The organism is Nitrospira sp., assembly GCA_029194665.1.
Taxonomy (GTDB): Bacteria; Nitrospirota; Nitrospiria; order Nitrospirales; family Nitrospiraceae; genus Nitrospira_D.
In genome coordinates, this window is record JARFXO010000002.1 from 646989 (window position 1) to 665744 (window position 18756).

The following is an 18756-nucleotide window of genomic DNA, read 5'->3' on the forward strand; positions in this document are numbered from 1 at the left end:
TAGCAGAATCGTTCACACCATCTCTTTTTCACGGCGATGAAGCTCCCCGCAGCAAGCTGCGGGGTATCTTGCGAAGTTCTCCGAAGCCGCGACCCTCCTGCGCCAAGGCTACCGGAGGGTTCTCCACGCCTTCATCCCCGTAGCGAGCTACGGGGTATTGGGCGAAGGAGAAGAAAGGCCTTCAATTGCGCTCCCGCCCACAGCTCCTCGGCATACCACACCACATTCCGTTGTCGAGTCTTCTCTCTACGGGGAAGAGGATAACCCAGTCAGCCCTTTCGCGGATACTGTCTATTTTGAGATGTCTGCGAAAATTCGTGAAACCTAGCGAGGTGGGTCACAGTCTAAGTTGAAACGGAAGGAGTATCAGAAGGAGCTGAGCAGGTTCACTGCTCCCGCCAGACCTTCAACGTATGCTCGGCGATCATCCGTTCCTCGTCCGTCGGAATAACCCAGGCCGAGACCTTGGAGTCCCGCGTCGAGATGCGCGGCCCACCAGCTCGGTTGGCTGCCTCATCCAGCTTGAGGCCCAGCCACGCGGCGCCTATGCAGATACGGGCTCGCATCTCAGGAGAATTCTCACTGATGCCGGCCGTGAGGACGACTGCATCCAAGCCCTGCATTGCGGCCGCCAGAGCACCCAATTCACGCTCCACGCGGTAGACGAAGTAGTCCAGGGCGAGCCTGGCTTGCAGATCCTCGCTTGCCAGGAGGTCGCGCACGTCGTTGCTGATGCCAGAGAGCCCGCGCAGTCCCGTCTCATGGTAGAGGAATCGTTCCAGCTCCTTTGCGCCGTACCCCTTTTCGGACACGAGATACAGGAGGACACCGGGGTCGATCTGGCCGCAACGGGTGCCCATGGGCAAGCCATCCAGTCCCGTGAAGGCCATGGTGCTGTCCATACTCCGCCCTCCCTTGATGGCGCACATGCTGGCGCCACTGCCCAGGTGGGCGACGACCACCGATCCCTGAGCGATCTCGGGAGCCACGCGAGGCAGGGCACGCGCGATGTATTCGTAGGACAGGCCGTGGAACCCGTAGCGGCGGACCCCTTCCTGGTAGAGGGCCTCTGGGATAGCAAATCGGTCTGCCACGTCAGGATGCCCCTGGTGGAAACCGGTGTCGAAGCAGGCAACTTGCACCATGCCGGGGAAGCGCTCTTGGATCGTGCGGATGGGGCGGAGGTTGTAAGGTTGGTGCATCGGGGCGAGCGGGATGAGCCGCTCCAGCGCCGCCAGGGTATCATTGTCCACCGATACCGGCGCACGGTAAGCTGGACCACCGTGAGCCACCCGATGTCCGATGGCCACCGGCACCTCCCCGGCCAAATGCTCGCGAAGCCAAGCGCCGACGCGTCCCATTGCGACCGCTACGTCGGGGATCTCCGCAACCGGGAACGTCTGATCCACCAAGGGGCTGCCGCCGGCGTCTCTTGCCCGCAGACTCGGACGAGTACCGACCCCGCTCACTTGACCCTTCAACGTCAGCGAGAGTTGGGACTGCCCTCCGATGCCGTAAACGGAGAACTTGATGCTGGAGGAACCGGCGTTGACGACGAGAATCGTATCGGCCATGGCCCCTACCCTTTTCCCACCCCGGCCCTGGCGGCCAGCGCGTGCGCATAGAGCGCGGCGACCGCGCATGAGGCCATCCTGGTCCGTTGGTTATCAGCTCGACTGGTGAGGATAATGGGGACCTTCGCACCCAACACGACGGCGGCCCCATCGGCCCGCGAGAGGAACATCAGGTTCTTCACCAGCATGTTCCCTGCCTCCAGGTCCGGCACCAGCATAATATCCGGGTTGCCGGCTACGGGCGAGTCGATCTTCTTGATCCTGGCCGCCTCGGCGCTGATGGCGTTGTCGAAGGCCAGCGGGCCATCCAGGATGCCGCCGTGGATCTGCCCCCGCTCGGCCATCTTGCAGAGGGCCGCCGCCTCGATGGTGGAGGGGATCTTCGGATTGATGGTCTCCACGGCCGAGAGGATGGCCACCTTGGGTTGCTTCCAGCCCAACGCGACAAAGAAGTCGATGGCATTTTGCAGGATATCCGCCTTGTCCTCGAGGCTGGGGAAAATGTTGATGGCGGCATCCGTAACGGCAAACACCTTGTGGTAGGTAGGCACGTCCATCACAAAGACATGGCTGACCCGCCGAGCGGTCCGCAGGCCCGTCTCACGCTTGACCACCTCGCCCATCAGCTCGTCGGTGTGAAGGCTCCCCTTCATGAGAAGTTTCGCCCGGCCCAGCCGGACCAGCTCGACCGCCGTCGCCGCAGCAGCGTGGCTATGGGGAGCATCAACAACCTCGTAGGGCGTGATGTCGAGCGCTGACTCCTTCGCCACCCGGCGGATCTTCTCGGACGGGCCCACGAGAATCGGAGTGATGATCCCCGCCTCAGCCGCCTCGACCACGGCGCCGAGCGAGGCGTCGTCGCATGGGTGGGCGACGGCCGTCGGGACCGTCGCCATGCCCTTGCAGCGAGCCAGGAGCGCTTCATACTTGCCGGTGCCCCGGTGCTCGGTGTTCTCAGTCGTTCCTATCGCCATCGGTTCCTCCTATGATTTCGGCGCCGGCTCCCGCAACATCGCCTCGATCCGCGCCAGTCGCGCTGCCCGTTCACCACTCATCTCGCCGGTTGCCGACGCGACAGCGCGGATCGCCGCCAGCGCCGTTGTCCTGCCGTCTGGATCGTCGTGCAACATCTTGGGGATCGCATCGACCGCGCCATCCTGGTCGAGCACCAAGGCCAGGAACTGCTCGCGCAGCACCCGTTTGAACTCCTCCAGCGTCAGGCCGCCCTGTTTGGCACGCATCTGACGCAACTGGTTGAACGCGCGCTCTTCTACTCCCGGTCCCGCCATACCGATGTAGAGCATGCCGCGGAACGCCGCTTCGCGCCACCCGCCTTCGGCAACCCTCGCCTTGAGCTCGGCGATCCGCGCCTGGATGAAGGCCGTTCGTTCCGGTTCGATCCCCGGCCGTCGACGAGGACTTTCATCCGAGGCACTCAGCCCCACGAGGGCCTGTAGCAGCGGGGTGCTGTAGATCGCCAGGAACATCTGTTCGAGACTGCGATCCCGCAGATCGCGCCAGCCGTCGAGCGCCGCGATGATCCCCTCTGAGAATCTGGTCTGGGCCTGGAGCAAGGGATTGTCGGGTGAGGCCGGCCGGCGTTGTTTCCGGACCTGTTCGGCGAGTTGGGCGACGTGACGCATGACAGGGTTACGATTTGAAAACAGCTCGAAGGGCAGCTCGGAGGGATTGAGTGTATGGAGCCATTGGGCGGTCTGCTCGTTCGCGAACGTCCGAACAAACGGTTGCAGCATGGTGCGGTACAGGCCGAGATTGATCTGCGACAGGCGCCGCACGGTCGCGAACCGGCGCTCATCCTCTGGGTCGGGTGAGACAATGGCCCGGATGTCATTCAGGCTGCGTCGCTCGAAACGGACGATCCAGTCGCTCCCGACCAGTTCCGGATGGGCCGAGTCCTCGGTCTTGCGGGTCATCACCGCCTCGTACAGGCCGGGGGGCAGCACGTCGATCAAATCGATATTGGAAGCGAATTCTTCGTGCTCCTTGCGGGCCACGCCGCCGGAAACGAAGATGCCGAGATGGCCGACGCTCTCGTGGACGGCATAGACGATGGTCTGGCCCTGGGCGAGAATATCCTCGTCCTTCTGATACAGGTCGCAGATCCAGCCGAGGGCCTGCGGCGGCGGAGTGATGTTGTCCCCCTTGGAGCAGAAACAGACGATGGGCGAACGGATATTCCGCAGGTCGATCCTCATCCCATCACTGGTGACGAGTTCAGCGGTCGCCAGCCTGTTACCAATGAACAGTTGATCGACGATCCATTGTATTTCCTCGGCGGTGAGGTTGACGTGGCCGCCCCACCATTTTTCGAATTCCAAGAAGCGCGCTCCCTCTGTGTCGACCTTGGCCCAGACGTTGTAATTTTTCGTCCAGAGAGTGTTGGCGGGGTTGAGGTTTTCGAAGTTGATGACGATATTCGCGCCGTCGAATTTGCCGGCGCCGAGGTCGCTGGTCAGCGCGGTCAGCCAGCTCCCGCCCATGAGTCCGCCTGTATATCGCATCGGGTTCCGGCCCACGGTTCCGGCCCAGTAGGACAGAGGCGAGCCGGCGATGATGATCGGCCCGAACAGCTCAGGTCGCGTCGCGGCCAGCATCATCACCGCCCAACCGGCCTGGCAGTTGCCGATGACGCAGGGCTTGCCGTCTGCATCTGGGTGGAGAGCGATCACCTTCTCCAAGAACATCGCTTCGGCGCGCATGATGTCTTCGATGGTTTGACCCGGCATCGGCTCGGGAGAGAAGCCGACGAAGTAGCAAGGATGACCGGCACGCATCGCCACGCCCAGTTCGCTCTCGGCCTTGAACCCCCCGATGCCGGGCCCATGTCCGGCGCGCGGGTCCACGACCACGAACGGGCGTTTCTTTTGGTCGATGACTACCCCTTCCGGCGGCTTGATCCTCACCAGCCCATAATTGACCGGCCGGTCGAAGGTCCGTCCGTCCAGCACCGTTTCGTGGCCGAAAATGAGCACGTGCGGGACCGCCTTCGCTTTCTGCTCATAGTATTGGTCGCTGCGCTGCCGCAGCACATCCCAGAACAGGATCGTGCGCTGCCAGGCGTCCACCCAATAGTCCCAGGCGGTCAGCCAAGGGTTGGGCATGGCCGAGAATGGAGGATCGAGCGGCTTCCGATCGGATACGCCCTGGGTCTGAGTCTTTGTCTGGTGACGGTCACTGGAGACTTCGGATCGCTTGCGGCCGTCTGTCGGCGTCTGGGTCTGCATAATCGTCCTCTCTTTCTTCCCTAACAGGCTGCGGAAAAACTAGATTTCCGCGCTTCGACATGCTCAGCACGAACGAAAAACCTCAGCAAATTCAATGACCGCTCCGTTGGTCCTGAGGCTCTCGAAGGATGAACGGAGGGTTTTTCCGCAGCCTGCTAAGCCACATAGCCAGGATGTTTCATCCGGCAGAGCCGTAAGGGGGTATCATATACATAGGACGGCTGTCCAGACAGATCCGCCCTCTCTTTTTCGCGCCAACAACCGGTGCAGGATGAGGAGTTGTGCCGTTCTTGTGCGAGGCTTCACGCGAGCAGCAAGCATATTACAGAGTTCCCGGTCTGGCACAGCCGTCGGGCGAGACGGCGTAGGAGTTCAAGAGCCCGTAATGATCGGACGCTGGGAGTCCGGCCTCGTCCGTCTCCAGCCCGAACATCGATTGTGTCAGACAGTAGCCGGGGAGAAAGGAGTCCTCGATCAAGTAGTCGATCTGTCTTGGACGTTGCATCTCGGTCCGGTACGCGCGAGTGATCTCGGCCTGCAGGTCGTCGCCCTCGCCCTTGATCATACCAGTCAGAAGGGACGGAAGCGGTGAGGTCATGGCGTCCGGTATCAGCCGGTTCCTGGGGGGATCGGCGGTATAAAAACCGGCATTCTGCCCGTTCACACGAGTCGTATCGACATACCGGAGAAGCTGAAGCTCCTCGTATTCTGGGTCATCCGACTCGAAATTCAAGTCTCCGCCGAAGAGAATACCAGCGTAATCCTCATCACGCTTGAGCTTCTGCAACGTGCGGCTCAACCGGTCGATTTCTCCGATCCGCCGCAGCCGAGACTGCTCGACGCTCCACCGCAACGACCGGTACTTGGAAAGCTTGCCTTGCGAATGCAAGGAGGCTAAATAGGCCAAAAATGACCGGCCCGTTTCAAAGCCCGAATGCAGGTGGGTTGTGGCGACCAGATGCCTCCGGCTGCTTCCCGGGATCGTGATCTCTGCGATGAGCGCATAGCGCAACTCTTCGAGTTGGAAGCCACGATCCGTGTGACACTCGCCTTTTTCACCGCTTAGTTTCAGCCCTGCGAGTTTGCGGAGCTGGAGCGGCTTCTTTGCCAGGATGACCAGCCCGTTGTTCAGATCGGCGAACAGCGCCCGTTTCTCGGCGGTGCGGATTCCGCATGCATCCACCTGGTGCACCTCATCATAGGCCAATCCCAGTTCCTCGAGGGCACCGACGTACGCCTCCGATCGGAGGGGCAAGGGATTGACTTCCTGCAGAAACGCGATATCGGGTTGCACTCTGGCCAGTTGAGCGATCAGCAAACGGAATCTGGTCTCGTTCTGCTCCGGCGTTTCTCCTGGAGCGACTCCGAATGTCCCGGTCAGCAATCCGTGCAAGGCGTTGTAGGTGAGGACCTTAAACGTCTTCGGCATCCGTTCCGAGGCTTCGGCGATGGGGGACTGCTGATCCGGAGGGCCCCCTGTTCGGCAGGACAGCGACACAAGGCTCAGCGCGACGACCGCAATCATGAGGAACAGCCTCGTCATGGATCCTCTCCCGCTCTGTCCAAGGTGTTGCGTATGCGGGCCGAATACCAATGGTGGAGGGTCTGCGGATGGGCAAGAATGTCATCCGAGCGCATCGCCGAGCCATAATAGGCCTCATTGGCGGATGCATCGGACATCGCAATGAGGCCTTGGAGGGTCACGCCGGCATAGGCGCCTCCGGCCTTGGCAAAGGATACGATTCCATGGCGCAGGGTCGGTGTCGTCGCCGCCTTTGCTGAGGCGCCCACGGGACCGATCGCCAAGGCCGCGCCCGGTCCGAAGACGAACCGCCCTCGCAGGAACGAGTCGGTCTCGGGGCGGCCCATAATGAGGGCGACGACTTCCGTACGAGCTATTCCTATTTGGAGACCGGCGCTCACTCCCATCAAACTGAAGAACGCCGGATCGCCCCATTGCCCAGTCTGTTCGTCCTTCACCAGCAAGATCCCCTCTCCTTTGGCCACTCCGGCCAAGTATCCGATTCGAACGATAGCCGGAGCAATGAAGATGGCCTTGGCTTCCTGCAGATTCCGTCGAAGCCAGCTCATGTCCGGATGGGCGAGCATTCGCGCGACGATCAGCCGTGCATTGTCGACGATTTCCTGAGCGTCGCTGACATCCATGGCCTTCCCGGTCGTCGGAGACAGCATCAACATCATGGCAGCAAAGAAGGCCGAAAGAATCGGGCGGGATCTGTTGTTGTGGATGTTGCGTGATAAGCGGCGAAGCACCGCTGCTCGCGCGGCGAGACGAGGGACGATCATGCGGAAGGCGTCTCTAGCCCGGTCATGTTTTCACATCAGGCTGTCCGTCAACGCCGGACGCCGGATCGGCGGCCGGCGCTCAAATGCTTTGCCACACCCAACAGGCTGCGGAAAAACTCGATTTGCGTGCTTCGCCATGCTCAGCATTAACGGAAAACCTCATCAAATTCAACGAACGCTCCGTTCGTCCTGAGGCTCTCGAAGGATGACCGGATGATTTTTCCGCAGCCTCCCAATCGAGGTACGTTCTTCTCTTGGGACCTGACGAACCTTTTTCGAAGTGTCTTTAATAAACCAGCGGGATCCGCTTGGCAAGCTCACCCTTCAAGATCGACCTGATTTTTGTTTCAATCTGCATGTATCTGGCCGCTTTGGTGGCGGGCAACACTGTCGCAACCTTATCGGCATAAATATGTTTCAGATCGACTTCTCCCTTTTCGATCGCCAGCACCTCATCGAGCAGTGCCGTGGCCTGATCGTCCGGAACGGCTCCCTTGTTGATGAGATTCGCGTAATCGGTAATCGTCTTTCCGAGCCGCTCGTTGATCTGCATCAATTCGCCCTGATAGGAATCATAGAGAGGCCAGAACACCTTGGATTCCACATCAGTCAGCTCCATGTTGGAGGCCACTAGCAGTTTCTTGTCGGCCTTGATCTTATCCAGCAAGATCTGAGCATTCTGCTCGTTCGTCATCGACGCCGGGGCCTGGCGGGAAGTCGATCCGGCCGCAGCCTGGGAAGGGCCGGCGGCGGGCTTTGAAGCGGTCTCCTGTGACGCGCATCCAGCCATGATGAAAAGGCCGAAGACAATCGAACTGACTCGTCGCGCTGATTTCATGGTCATTCTCCTTATGGTTCAATACTTGTTCCGCTGGTCCGCACGGTTTCCTATCCGCTAGTAAATCAACGGAATCTGCTGAGCCATTTCTGCCTTGAGCAGCGCCCGGATCTTGTTCTCGATCTGGATATAACGCGCCGCTTTTGCCGGCGACATGACGGCCGCAATTTTCTTCGCGTAGGCGCTCTTCAGATCGACCTCCGCTTCTTCCGTCGCCAGAAAGTCATGCATGAGTTTCGTTGACGTGTCGTTGGGAACCGGTCCCTTATTGAAGGCATCGGCGTACTCTTTGATGACACTTATCAATCGATGATTGATCTGATCCAATTCCTTCTGATAGGCGTCGTACTGAGGCCAGAACACCTTGTTTTCCGCATCGGTCAGCGCCATATTCTCTGCGACCAGCAGCTTCTTGTCTGCCTTGATCTTTTGCATCAGAATCTTCTGGTTGGCGTCCGAGGTACCTTGAGCCTGCGAGACCGAGGCCACAAGGAACAGACTTAGCGCCGCCATAAGGGTGATGGTCGTCAATGACTTCATGGGTACGATCTCCTTTGCCTTATAGAATGAGAAGGTTGTTGGTCCCGTGGTCAGATGCCGATGCCGGCTCATGTTGAGCAGGGTGAACGGCGGGCCGACCCACGGCATCGGCGCCACAAGCTGTATCAGATTTGACGACGGAGGGGACCTATCGAAACTGAGAGGTCTGGCCGGTCAAATGATGACTCGTTCCTACGCCCTTTCGTGATCTTGCCCACTAATGAGTCCCACAAGAACATTGCCCGTGAACAGGGTCGCAACCGCAAAAACGCTCAGAAATATAGTGGGAACCTCCTCGTCCTGTCAACCCATCATTCCTCCTTGATCGGAATTCCTCCTAGATCCAATCCTCGATTGCCGGCTATGGTTTCCCACGAGAGTAGTGAGGCGATCCCTCAGGAGGATAGTCGAGCGATCCTTTGAGCCCGGCGATCGTCTCTTCCGGAAAGTCCGGAAGGTACAAAGCTCGTTGCGCTTTCCACTCCTCGACTTCGGTTTCGATCGCCTGCACCCGCTGCTCGTCGAGCGGCTTCCCCGGGAACGCGTACTCGATTTGAGTGGGGACTCCGAATCCGGTCCCAGCCGCCGCGACGAGCTCCATGACCCGGAGATTCAGATCGCTGGCGATGTCGTAAAATTCGGCGTAACCAGCCGCTTGGACGTACGCGAAGATCTCCAGATCGAGAGAGTGTTCCGCAAACCCCTTGAACCGCACATGCAGAGGGTCGGCCAAGACTTTCGGATGGCCGTAGAGCATCCGTCGAACCTCAACCATCAGGTACCGAATCTGGTCCGGCGTCGTCTCATAGCGAAGTCTGAGCCTCGGGTGATACCAGAAGCGGTCGCGTTTCGAGAGGTTGTGCACCTGCATGCCGAGAAACTCCGAATTGGCGATCTTGAGGACGGTTCGTTCGAACGTGCGAATGCGGGTGGCACGAAGCCCGATCTCTTCTACGGTCCCCACGGTTGTGCCGAAGCGGCACAGATCCCCGACCTGGACGGGCTGTGTGGCCATCAGCGTAAAGGCCCCAAGGAAATTTTCGAGGGTCTTCTGCGAAGCCAGCGCGATCGCCAGCCCGCTGATCGTGAGCCCCGCCAACTCAAGCGTGGCCACGCTGAATCCCATGTACTCGAGCCAGAGAAACGACACGATGATAAGCATCAGCATCTTGAGCACTCTGACCACAGGCTTGAAGTGCAACAATCCGACTCCAAAGCCTTGCCCATCAGGCTTCGCTTGGCCACGCGCTGCGACCAGATCCACCGTCCGCGCCAGAAGCCATGCCAACGCGATGAATAGGACGATTCTTGCCTCTCTCAGCACGTGCAAGGCGATCGACTGCCCCAGCAGGTCCGTGCACCAATGTATTAGGATGGCCCAGATGAGGAGCCGCACCGGCCCCGTAAACAATCGTTCGAACTCCCCACCAACCTCTCCATGGAATCGCCGGATGATGACGGCCATGCCCCACGTGATCAACATCGCCGCCGGATAGAGCAACAAGCCGAGGCAACCCAGCATGATCCACAGCCAGAGGTGAATGCCGAGGATGGAGACATCGAACAACCAAGTTGGAAGCATCCCCTCGAGCCATCCATAGCCGAACTCCCGGTACAGTTCGGGAATTTCCGCGACCGTCACGCCGGCGAATTTCCAGATCGGCGCTCCGCCGTCTGGCGTTACCCGCTGCAGGAAGATGTCGAATACTCTGTCACCCACCGAGATGGTTCCGATCCGGTCGTAGGCCGGGTGAAGATGGTCGTCTTGGTCGCCCTGCGGTTCGTCGCTCAATTGGTCCGGGTCGATCCAGAGCGCTCGGTCGAGCACGATTCTGAATTGCCGCGCGAGCTTGGGCCCTTGCGTTGTCGCCTCCTCGGCGGCCGGCTTGCTCAGGTCCAGGTACTCGGCCGCCAGCGCATAGTTGCGTCCCCCCGTTGCCGCCAGGAATCGACGAACAGTGGATCTTGGAACCTGCCTGCCCAGCCGGTCATCGGAGAGTCCAGGCTGCACGCGGTCGGATAGCGCTTGTCCAGGGGATTGGCTTTCGTTGGTCCTTTTCGAGATCAGCTCTTTCAAGGACGGTTGTGATGGATTGGTCTTAGCCGACGAGGGTGACGCCCACAGCACGCCGAGCAGGACCATCATGGTTCCGGTCATCATGGCGAGCCGTCGAGTCAGCAGTTGGCTGGGCATAGTTATTCCTCCTGGTCTGCCTCTCTGAGAGGTGGTGATGTGTTCAAGGTGAAAGATAGGCTCAGGTCATCGACATTGAGCAGTCCGACTTGGGCAACTGGTCCAGCTCCCATGCTGGTCGCTCGGTTGTCGGCGCCCAGCGACGCGCGTTACGCTGCGAAACTGATCACAGCTGTACGCTCCTTGATCCCGTCCCGGAATCGTCAGAAGGCGTAGACGGTGCCGTAGAAGTAGGCCAAATTGTAGGCGACATCGATCTCAAACCCGCCTCTGCTGGTATCTTGCAGGCCCGCGGCCAGCCGGTCATAGGCGGCGCCGACCGCAAAGTTCTTGAATAGCCGGTACTCAAGGCCGGCATAGAACTCAAACATCACACCCTCGTAATCGGCAATCTTGAGATAGAAAAAGTCGGTGCGGCCCTGCACCTGGATGCGTGGAGTCACGTTGTAGTTCAATAGAATCCCGAAGGACGGCAGCGGAAAAGTTATATGCTCGTTCACCCTCGTCGAAGTGGAAGGTTGGTTGTTGGGCAGGAGGATATTCCCCTGTGCCGTGAGATCGAATTTCGTCGCCGCCACATAGAACCCAGGCGACAGGGCCAGCTCCACCTTGTCGGTGCGATAGAACGACCAGTTATAAAGAAACCGGTAGAGATTCACGTTCAAGTCCGACTGGATGCTCGCGTTGGCACTGATGGTGTTGCCGCCGATCTCTATTTGCCGGTCGAGAATGGTATTTTCTCCCCCCAGCCCAACCCGATACCACGAGAATCCAACCGCATGGCGCTCGTTGAATCGATAGAGGCTGTCGACTCTGAGCGCACTCGTGCTGTCGTCTCCGCCCAAGGTCCTCGCAAAGTCAACGCTCGCACCGATCCCTGTTCTTTCGCCGCGAACCGTGACGTCTGCATTGACTCCGAAGACGTAGGCCCAGCCGGCGCGGATCATGAGCCGGTCGCGCAACTCCTGTTTTGGTTCCTCTTTCGGTTCCTCGGCCAGCATTATGCCGGGTGTGCAGAGCACCAAGGCGACCACCATCGCCGTCATCAACGCCATCCAAGAACCCCACGCCCGCTGTGCCGCTAGTCCGAACAATCCTCTCATGATCACCTCCCATCTACTCGATCAACCAAGCGGCCCTGCAGCAAGCATGCACAGGAACTCGGTCATGAATCTCATGTCCCCTCACCAGCGGATGCATCTGGCCGAGATCGGAACAATCTCGCCCCTGCCGATCCGGCCCTCCGCAAGCGATCCACCACCCATCCAAACCCGATGGTGACGACCTTTCGAGTCGTCAGTGTTCCTTTGCCTCCCTTTCGCAAGGCAACCGTACAAGGATTTTCGAGCGGAGAGCGGACTACCGTGGCCTGAAGGATCACACGAGGCACCTGCAAAGTGAGTCCGATGGGGACCGCGATATCAAGAACCTTCCAAGCCTTGCTGGCGGCAATCGAGGTGGGTGAGGCCGAGGCCTTGGGAGCAGCCAGAGGTCCTGCCAAACGAACCGGTACGGCGAGACTGAGGAGCGCCAAACTTTTCGGCATGGGTGTCAGCACCGCGTCCAGGTCTTCCGCGCCGAGGTTCAATGTCCCGGCGGCTGCGACCGAGTGGTCGCTTGCGTCGATCAACAGCGCGTCGGTCTCCACTTCTCCATTTCGAATGTCGAAATACGCGGCCCCGCAGTTGTATCGAGAGAACCTCTCCAGGCGCCACGTTTGCGACAGCATGGCCGTCATCAGATTGGATGCCCATAGGTGGATGAGCCGATTCTCCCATGTCGCCGGCCCTGCGACGATTTCAAGATGGCCGTTCGCAGCTCCCATCACCTCTCGCAAGGCTCGGCCCCGTCCTTCGGCGGTCAGGTAGATATCGGCTCGTCCTTCCGCCTTGTCTGTAATATTAAACGCTTTGAACAGTCCGCCGTAATCAACATCGATTGCCGTGATCTCCATCGCGACATGCGGAACCTTGCCGGTACTATCTATCGTGAATCGCCCGGTCTTCGTCGACCCATTGTGGGCCAATGCCAGGGGACCAACGGTCAAGACGCCATCCTTCAGGGTCAGCAACGCGGTGACCTCATCCGCCTGCATCGGCTGAACCGAAAGCCGTTTGATCGTCCAGAGCAAGTCCAATTCCATTGAGCGGAGGGATTCAACGGGCAGCCGCCAATCCGGGATGATTCTCAGGCCGGCCGATTCCGAGGCCGGCTCGGTGGTCGCTTTCGACGACGATTCCTCGCCCTCCATCGTGACCGCTTTCGAAGCAGGTCGCCCCAGGAACTCCAGGTCGACCAATTTGGACCAGAATGTCCCGATCACTCGTGGCTGAGATTCTCCAAACGCGATCTCAATCCTTCCTGCGGCATCGCTCCTGCCGGCTCGCGCTTGGAGATCGGATAGAATCACGCTCCGATCGTCGTAATCTACATCACAGGACAGCTCATACGAGCCCACCTCAGGCAGGTCGTGCCCGAACAAGGAAGCGAGACGCAGCAACGAACTCCCCTTCAGGTTGACGTGGAAATCAGCAGTCCCTGTCCTGCTTTGAAATCCAGCCTGCCCCTTCGACTCCAGCTCGATATCCGGTCCCCGCAGGACCAAAGTCCAGGGCAGGTATGCCGGCAGATCGAGCACCCGTTTCAATGGAACGCTCGTCGCGATAAGCGTGAGCGGAACGTCACGCACTCGACCCTGGAGGCTGAGGATAAGCGGGGCGTGGATTCGACCAGACAGGGCTGCCGTTGAGAGCGTGACCGGTCCCACCTCACGGCCGCCGGTCTCGGCAATATGCAAGGCGCCCGGCGTCGCAGTCACGTTGAACGCGACGTGGTCCACCAGCTCCTCAGCGCTGTTCCCTTCGCTCGTCAGGTCGAGCGCGAGATCGGTCGTTCCCGTCACACGATCGGTCATCTTCGTTTCGCGAAGCAGTGCGCCATAGTCGAACTGTCGCGAACGAGCCCCAAGTTTTAGTCGGGGCACGGCCTCGCCGCTGTCGAACAGAAGAAGGGCCTCCATGTCTCCATATCGATGCGTGGCCGAAGAAGAGACATCCACTCGGCCACGATCTGCCGTGAGATGCAGCAGCAACCTGCGTAGGTGGAGAGGGCCGGTATGGAGTTGGTCGATCTTCCATTTCACGTCCGCTACAAGCCACGACGGAATCACCGGCACCACCGGGTTTCCACGGCCGGACATTACGTTCCCCCATTTGTCATGGCCCGCCGTACGATCCATGAAATCGTCTGCGCGCAGGCGGCGCGACGTGAGGTCGGCCGTGACGGCCAGTCGGTCGTTCTCCGTGGCCACATCAAGCCGTCCTGCTCCATCGCTTTCTCCCATCTGCCACGAGAACCTGGTGCTCCAGGGCCCGCCGCGCTCACCCTCCACATGGCACGACAAGCGAAAGGGGCCGCCGGCCGGCAGGGAAGAATCGAACTCGTCAAGCCTGCGGCTCTGTGCTCGAACCAGCACGGACCAGGTCTCATGATTCATCGGCCGGCTCACCGTGGCATCCACCAACAACCAGGCCTGACCGATTTGGAGGGCCGCGTTGATCGGCCAGGTTCCATCGCCCAGCAAGGCGGAAAACGAGCCGGTCGTCGCATGAATGCGGAATGGCTTCAGCCCGTAGCGGCCGGTCAGGTCGATTCCCCCGGGACCAGACCCGTCCAAGGTCGCCTGTCCCTTGTCAAACGAAAGCTCAATCGGTCGTCCCGACAAGGGATCGTGGAACAAGAAGATCGAATGATCCGTCCGAAGCGAGACGGCCAACGACCTGAGGAGCGCCTCCCATGTCTTTCCACGAGCTGTTGCACTCAGCACGACATCGGTCATGCCGATCAGAGCACCTGACAATTCAGTCTTGAGCCTCACCGGTTCAAGTCCCCGCCCGGTCACAGAGAGCGAAAGCGATGGAACATCCGAACGGACATCGATCTCCGTCCGTCCCTCGATCATCGTTCCCAAGAAGTCGGCAGCCGGCACCCTGATCTGGAGCAAGCCAGCTTCCAAATTTGCCTGGACCTGTAACGAGCCGAATGCGCGCTCGCCGAGCACGACGGAATCGCACGACATCGCGACAGCAATATCCCACTCCTTCAACCATTCGATGAAATGGGCATCCTGCGAAGCGCTGCGTCCGGTTGAAAAATCGTTCAAATCGATTTTCCGGGAGGCAGCGGTGGCGGAGAGGCGCGGCCGCCCCTGGTGGTAGCGGAGCGAGGCATCCGCCGCCAAATCGCTCGTGCCCAACGTCGCCTTCAGACCATCGATGGTCACCTGGTCGCCGGTTGCTTTCACTCGACCGGAAACGCTGTAGGCACCAAGCGCAGGCCAGTCCAGCGCCAGTAACTGATTGAGTCCGTCCAGGTGAGAACCAGCGGCGGTAAGCTGAACATCCAACAGAGACGAGCCCACCGGAAGCCCGATATTACCGTTTACCGAGACCGTCATCTCCGGGGTGTGTGCCTCCATGGCCAACGGCCACCACCCCTGCCCGCCGCTGGCCAGATCCAAGAACCTGCCTCCTGTTGCGTCGATCGTCACAGGCACCCCCCTGAACTCTCCGCTTGCGACAAGATGTGCGGGCCGATCGGGAACCATGTCCAGATTCGCTTCATGGAGCGTCACCCGCTCCGTTGCGGCAGTGGATGCACCGGTGAATGTGGCCGTCGCACGGCTAAGATGGATCGCGTGGATCTGCACTGCAAAGCGGGATGGTCTCGACCTCAGAGCATCGTCCGAGGTCGTTGATCGCCCGCCTGCTTCTCGTTCAAAAATGTTTTTATCGAGGACCACCTTGAGATCGGTGACGGCGAGGGAGGGAATGACGATCGACCGGCGCAACAACAACGGCAAATCGATCGACAGCTCAATTCTGTCCGCAGTGGCGAGGTCGGAGAACCCGCTGTCCGATTCAGCTGCGACCGCGACTTGCTTGAGGACAATCGTCGGCTCAGGCGACAAGGTCCAGGTCACCGGACCGCTGATCGTGATTCGTTTGCCGATGCTCGCGCTGACTGTCTCTGTCAGCCAATCCTGTACGTATGTCGTCGCGTTCAGCCAGAACAGAGCTGCCGCTGCCACGATTACGAGAAGGGCAAGCGCACCGCTCCATCGCGTGATTCGAACCGATGACCGCCGTATCGATTTCACGTCTTCCAGTGGGAAACCCTCGCCCATCCGTTCGTCGCCGCTGCTTCGCCATGCCGCCGCCGATCCTCACCGTGATCGGGCACAGGTTGTAATTGTTTGCCTGTCGGAGAATCGTCCAGGACTTCACCTTGGTGGAGATCGGTGAGCCCTGGCGGCCGCGCGCGATTCTTACTGCAAGCCGCTTTCCAGTCGTTTGAAGTGCAGGTAGGCTCCCACCATCAAGAAATTGATAATGACCGCGACCATGTTCCATCCGATCACCGGTCTGGACTCGATCAGGAATCCGTAGTACACCCAGACAACCTGAAACGAGCCCATGATCCCGGCCATCGTGGGATTCATGCCCTGACTGGACCGCCGCTTGAGCATCGCGATCAAGTCCGGCAGGGCGGCGAAGGTCGTCCCGAATCCTGCCACGAAGCCGATGATTTCATGCAGCGGCATATGGGTCCCCGTCTCTACGATATGACACGATCCGCCTTTCAGGTGCGTCCAGCCCGAACAGCATGCACCCGAATCTCTGCGAGGTCTCGGTCACGGAGTCCACATGCTTCCTCGGTGTGAATGGGACACCACTAGTCGAACCAGTATAGATGGGTGGAATTCAAAGAATAAAGACAGAAAGGTACCCCGATCACTTTGCGGCAAGCTTTGAGTGGCAGCGCCGAGACGTTGCCTGCTCTCGGGTCAAAACGTATAGGTCCCGCCAAGAAAGACATTCATATCACGCGCGACTTCTCCCTCGAAACTCTGCTTTCGCTGTGACCGCTGGAATCCGGCCAGGACGCCCACCCGCTCGCTCACGCGGTAGCGGAACGTACAATCGCCCTGCCAGACGGTCTCATGGCCGCCCTTGCGTTCGTCCCCTTCGATCCCGCTGGTCCAATCATTCCGCTCGAAATGCAGCCCGATTTGCGCCGACAGTCGCTCGGTCACTTCCGCTTCAAGTCCGAGCGTGACGTAATTATTGACGTAGGACGTGTCGTCCTCCAATTGCGGTTGGTTTCGTCCATCCGCCAACCCTCTCTCGTAGTGATAGCCGGCGACAATCGCATAATGCTCCATGAAATGCCAGACAAGGTGCGAGCCGATCGTCCAAAGTGTCGTATCGCGTTGCGCCCATTCGTCGTTGTACAGACGGGCGCCGTATCGCGCCAGCAGCCGGACTTCCCATTCCTTGGACAGATTATGCTCCAACCTTAGGGATCCGATGTGGCTCGTCACCCGCTCCTCTTGAATCGAGTCCGATCGCCGGCTTTCATTGTCACCCAAGAGAAGGTTCGGTGCGCTGTAATAACGCAGGCGGACTCTCGTGTTCTGGTCGATGTGGTGGAGCATCTGCAGCCCAAACGTGCCGTGATTGAACCCCGGATCGACAGCATAGATGTAACCCTGCCCTCGGAACGAAAATTCGGTCCGCCCCAACCGGGACGCCACCGATTTCATGACATTGATCTCCGGCTCGAACACCATATCCGAGCCCTTGCCGATCAACGATGAATCCAGGGCAGGCTGGGTCGGATCGCCATCGAGGTTGAAACGGCGCGTGGCGGAGAACAGCGCGACATCGTCGGTGTAAAACAGGAAGGCCCGTCCTTCGATCGTCGTCTCGGCTAGCGCCGCAGGCGCCGCCACGAGCAGGAGCAAGACGAGAAGGAGCAGTCGTCCCGATATGCGGCGCTTATTCAGCATGTGAGACATGTGAGAAGAACGACCGATCGGAAATGCCGGAGAAACTCCCAACCGAGTCGCTCTATGGCTAAGCGCCCAAGCCTCAACGCGAAGTAAAGAGAATTTTGTAGCTTATTCACATCTTCGGCGCAAGCGGCTTTCCAACACCAACTCTGACCCGTCTACTGTCAACCATGACAGGTGTGCTCGGCTACTCTCACCGGCACCGTGCGGGCATCTTGATGCTCATGATGCGAGTGGTCCAGCATCTCCCCATACGCACGACCATAACGCTCGATGATCCTCATCGATTGAACCAGCCCTTGCCCCGCCGTATTGAGAAGCTATAACAACTTCAGGGCCGCGATCCAAACTTGCGCCGGGGTTGACACTGCAACAGGGAAAAGGTCGGGGTGCCGGACAGCCCAGCATCGGTCAACACGTACGGGGAGAACCCGGTTTGCCTTCGCATGGCCAACTCGCTTCATGTACCGACAATTGACATACAGCCATCCTGACGGTATGGTTTGCCATATGAAGACCACCCTCAATATTGATGACACAGTGATGGCCCAGCTCAAGCGCGAAGCGGCACGCCAGGGGAGGACGATGTCTGAGCTGGTGGAGACCGCGCTGCGGAACCTGTTCCGGTCCCAGAAGAAACCTGCGGAACTTTCGCCGCTGCCCCTGTTCCAAAGCGGCGGCACACTGGTTGATGTAGCGGATCGCGATGCGCTCTACCAAGCGATGGAAGGGCGATAGCAGGTGTTGGTGGTCGATACCAACATTTTCGTCTACGCTGCGGACAGGGATTCGCCGTTCCACGCCAAGGCGCGGGCCTGGCTAGAACGGCAACGCGCTCGTCCGGACGCGTGGTACACCACGTGGCCGATTCTCTACGAATTTATGCGCGTCACCACCCATCCACGCGTGATGCGCCGGCCGTGGAGCGCGTCGCATGCGTGGGAGTTTGTCTCTGTTCTGATCACTTCGCCGGGCCTGGGGATTCTTGTGGCGACCCAGCAGCATGCCGACGTCGCCCAGGAGGTTATCGCCGACCTCCCGGCCCTTGCCGGCAATCTATTCCACGACGCGCACACGGCCATCCTCATGCGCGAGCATGGCATTCGCCGGATCTACACGCGCGACACAGACTTCCATCGCTTTGCCTTTCTCGAAGTCGTTGACCCGCTCTGAACTCCGCCTCAACCGCAGGCCAAGGTCGGACG

The 18756-nt window shown here is 59.7% G+C and carries 14 protein-coding genes; 2 read left to right on the forward strand and 12 right to left on the reverse strand.

What is annotated here, in order from left to right; translation table 11 throughout:
* Positions 1-386: 386 nt before the first annotated feature.
* From P0119_08615 to P0119_08670, 12 genes are all read right to left on the reverse strand, one after another.
* The gene (locus P0119_08615) at positions 387-1574 is read right to left on the reverse strand and encodes an acetate/propionate family kinase (protein ID MDF0666122.1); all 1188 of its coding nucleotides are present in this window, start codon (positions 1572-1574) and stop codon (positions 387-389) included.
* Positions 1575-1579: 5 nt separating this feature from the next.
* Complete coding sequence (locus tag P0119_08620) at positions 1580-2548, reverse strand: phosphate acetyltransferase (protein MDF0666123.1); 969 nt, start codon at positions 2546-2548, stop codon at positions 1580-1582.
* Positions 2549-2557: 9 nt separating this feature from the next.
* Positions 2558-4819: a DUF3141 domain-containing protein gene (locus P0119_08625; protein MDF0666124.1), complete on the reverse strand. Its 2262-nt coding sequence runs from the start codon at positions 4817-4819 to the stop codon at positions 2558-2560.
* Positions 4820-5141: 322 nt separating this feature from the next.
* The gene (locus P0119_08630) at positions 5142-6362 is read right to left on the reverse strand and encodes an endonuclease/exonuclease/phosphatase family protein (protein MDF0666125.1); all 1221 of its coding nucleotides are present in this window, start codon (positions 6360-6362) and stop codon (positions 5142-5144) included.
* Positions 6359-7126: a lipid-binding SYLF domain-containing protein gene (locus P0119_08635; GenBank protein ID MDF0666126.1), complete on the reverse strand. Its 768-nt coding sequence runs from the start codon at positions 7124-7126 to the stop codon at positions 6359-6361. The genes P0119_08630 and P0119_08635 overlap by 4 nt, the downstream gene beginning before the upstream one ends.
* A gap of 286 nt (positions 7127-7412) precedes the next feature.
* A complete protein-coding gene (locus P0119_08640; GenBank protein MDF0666127.1) occupies positions 7413-7964 on the reverse strand; it encodes a hypothetical protein in 552 nt (183 codons plus the stop codon).
* A 57-nt stretch (positions 7965-8021) separates the two neighbouring features.
* Positions 8022-8612 (reverse strand): hypothetical protein, encoded by a 591-nt coding sequence (locus tag P0119_08645; GenBank protein ID MDF0666128.1) that lies wholly within the window; start codon positions 8610-8612, stop codon positions 8022-8024.
* A 253-nt stretch (positions 8613-8865) separates the two neighbouring features.
* Positions 8866-10698 carry a mechanosensitive ion channel family protein gene (locus P0119_08650; protein MDF0666129.1) on the reverse strand — a complete coding sequence of 611 codons (1833 nt, stop codon included), beginning with the start codon at positions 10696-10698 and terminating at the stop codon, positions 8866-8868.
* Positions 10699-10901: 203 nt separating this feature from the next.
* On the reverse strand, positions 10902-11801 hold the full coding sequence (locus P0119_08655; protein MDF0666130.1) for a hypothetical protein: 900 nt from the start codon (positions 11799-11801) through the stop codon (positions 10902-10904).
* A gap of 71 nt (positions 11802-11872) precedes the next feature.
* The gene (locus P0119_08660) at positions 11873-15856 is read right to left on the reverse strand and encodes an AsmA family protein (protein MDF0666131.1); all 3984 of its coding nucleotides are present in this window, start codon (positions 15854-15856) and stop codon (positions 11873-11875) included.
* Positions 15857-16024: 168 nt separating this feature from the next.
* Entirely contained in the window at positions 16025-16300 is a 276-nt protein-coding gene (locus P0119_08665) for a SemiSWEET family transporter (protein ID MDF0666132.1), read from the reverse strand.
* Between the two features lie 243 nt (positions 16301-16543).
* Positions 16544-17548: a hypothetical protein gene (locus P0119_08670; GenBank protein ID MDF0666133.1), complete on the reverse strand. Its 1005-nt coding sequence runs from the start codon at positions 17546-17548 to the stop codon at positions 16544-16546.
* A gap of 513 nt (positions 17549-18061) precedes the next feature.
* Here P0119_08670 and P0119_08675 point away from each other — a divergent pair.
* Positions 18062-18289, forward strand: a complete 228-nt coding sequence (locus tag P0119_08675) for a ribbon-helix-helix protein, CopG family (protein MDF0666134.1) — start codon at positions 18062-18064, stop codon at positions 18287-18289.
* 9 nt (positions 18290-18298) lie between these two features.
* Positions 18299-18724, forward strand: coding sequence for a PIN domain-containing protein (locus P0119_08680; protein MDF0666135.1), 426 nt, complete (start codon positions 18299-18301; stop codon positions 18722-18724).
* The last annotated feature ends 32 nt before the right edge of the window (positions 18725-18756 follow it).

Bases quoted from the DNA above. Each gene is read 5' to 3' on its own strand.
- P0119_08615 (MDF0666122.1), bottom strand. From the start codon at position 1,574: ATGGCCGATACGATTCTCGTCGTCAACGCCGGTTCCTCCAGCATCAAG.
- P0119_08620 (MDF0666123.1), bottom strand. From the start codon at position 2,548: ATGGCGATAGGAACGACTGAGAACACCGAGCACCGGGGCACCGGCAAG.
- P0119_08625 (MDF0666124.1), bottom strand. From the start codon at position 4,819: ATGCAGACCCAGACGCCGACAGACGGCCGCAAGCGATCCGAAGTCTCC.
- P0119_08630 (MDF0666125.1), bottom strand. From the start codon at position 6,362: ATGACGAGGCTGTTCCTCATGATTGCGGTCGTCGCGCTGAGCCTTGTG.
- P0119_08635 (MDF0666126.1), bottom strand. From the start codon at position 7,126: ATGATCGTCCCTCGTCTCGCCGCGCGAGCAGCGGTGCTTCGCCGCTTA.
- P0119_08640 (MDF0666127.1), bottom strand. From the start codon at position 7,964: ATGAAATCAGCGCGACGAGTCAGTTCGATTGTCTTCGGCCTTTTCATC.
- P0119_08645 (MDF0666128.1), bottom strand. From the start codon at position 8,612: ATGCCGTGGGTCGGCCCGCCGTTCACCCTGCTCAACATGAGCCGGCAT.
- P0119_08650 (MDF0666129.1), bottom strand. From the start codon at position 10,698: ATGCCCAGCCAACTGCTGACTCGACGGCTCGCCATGATGACCGGAACC.
- P0119_08655 (MDF0666130.1), bottom strand. From the start codon at position 11,801: ATGAGAGGATTGTTCGGACTAGCGGCACAGCGGGCGTGGGGTTCTTGG.
- P0119_08665 (MDF0666132.1), bottom strand. From the start codon at position 16,300: ATGCCGCTGCATGAAATCATCGGCTTCGTGGCAGGATTCGGGACGACC.
- P0119_08670 (MDF0666133.1), bottom strand. From the start codon at position 17,548: ATGCTGAATAAGCGCCGCATATCGGGACGACTGCTCCTTCTCGTCTTG.
- P0119_08675 (MDF0666134.1), top strand. From the start codon at position 18,062: ATGAAGACCACCCTCAATATTGATGACACAGTGATGGCCCAGCTCAAG.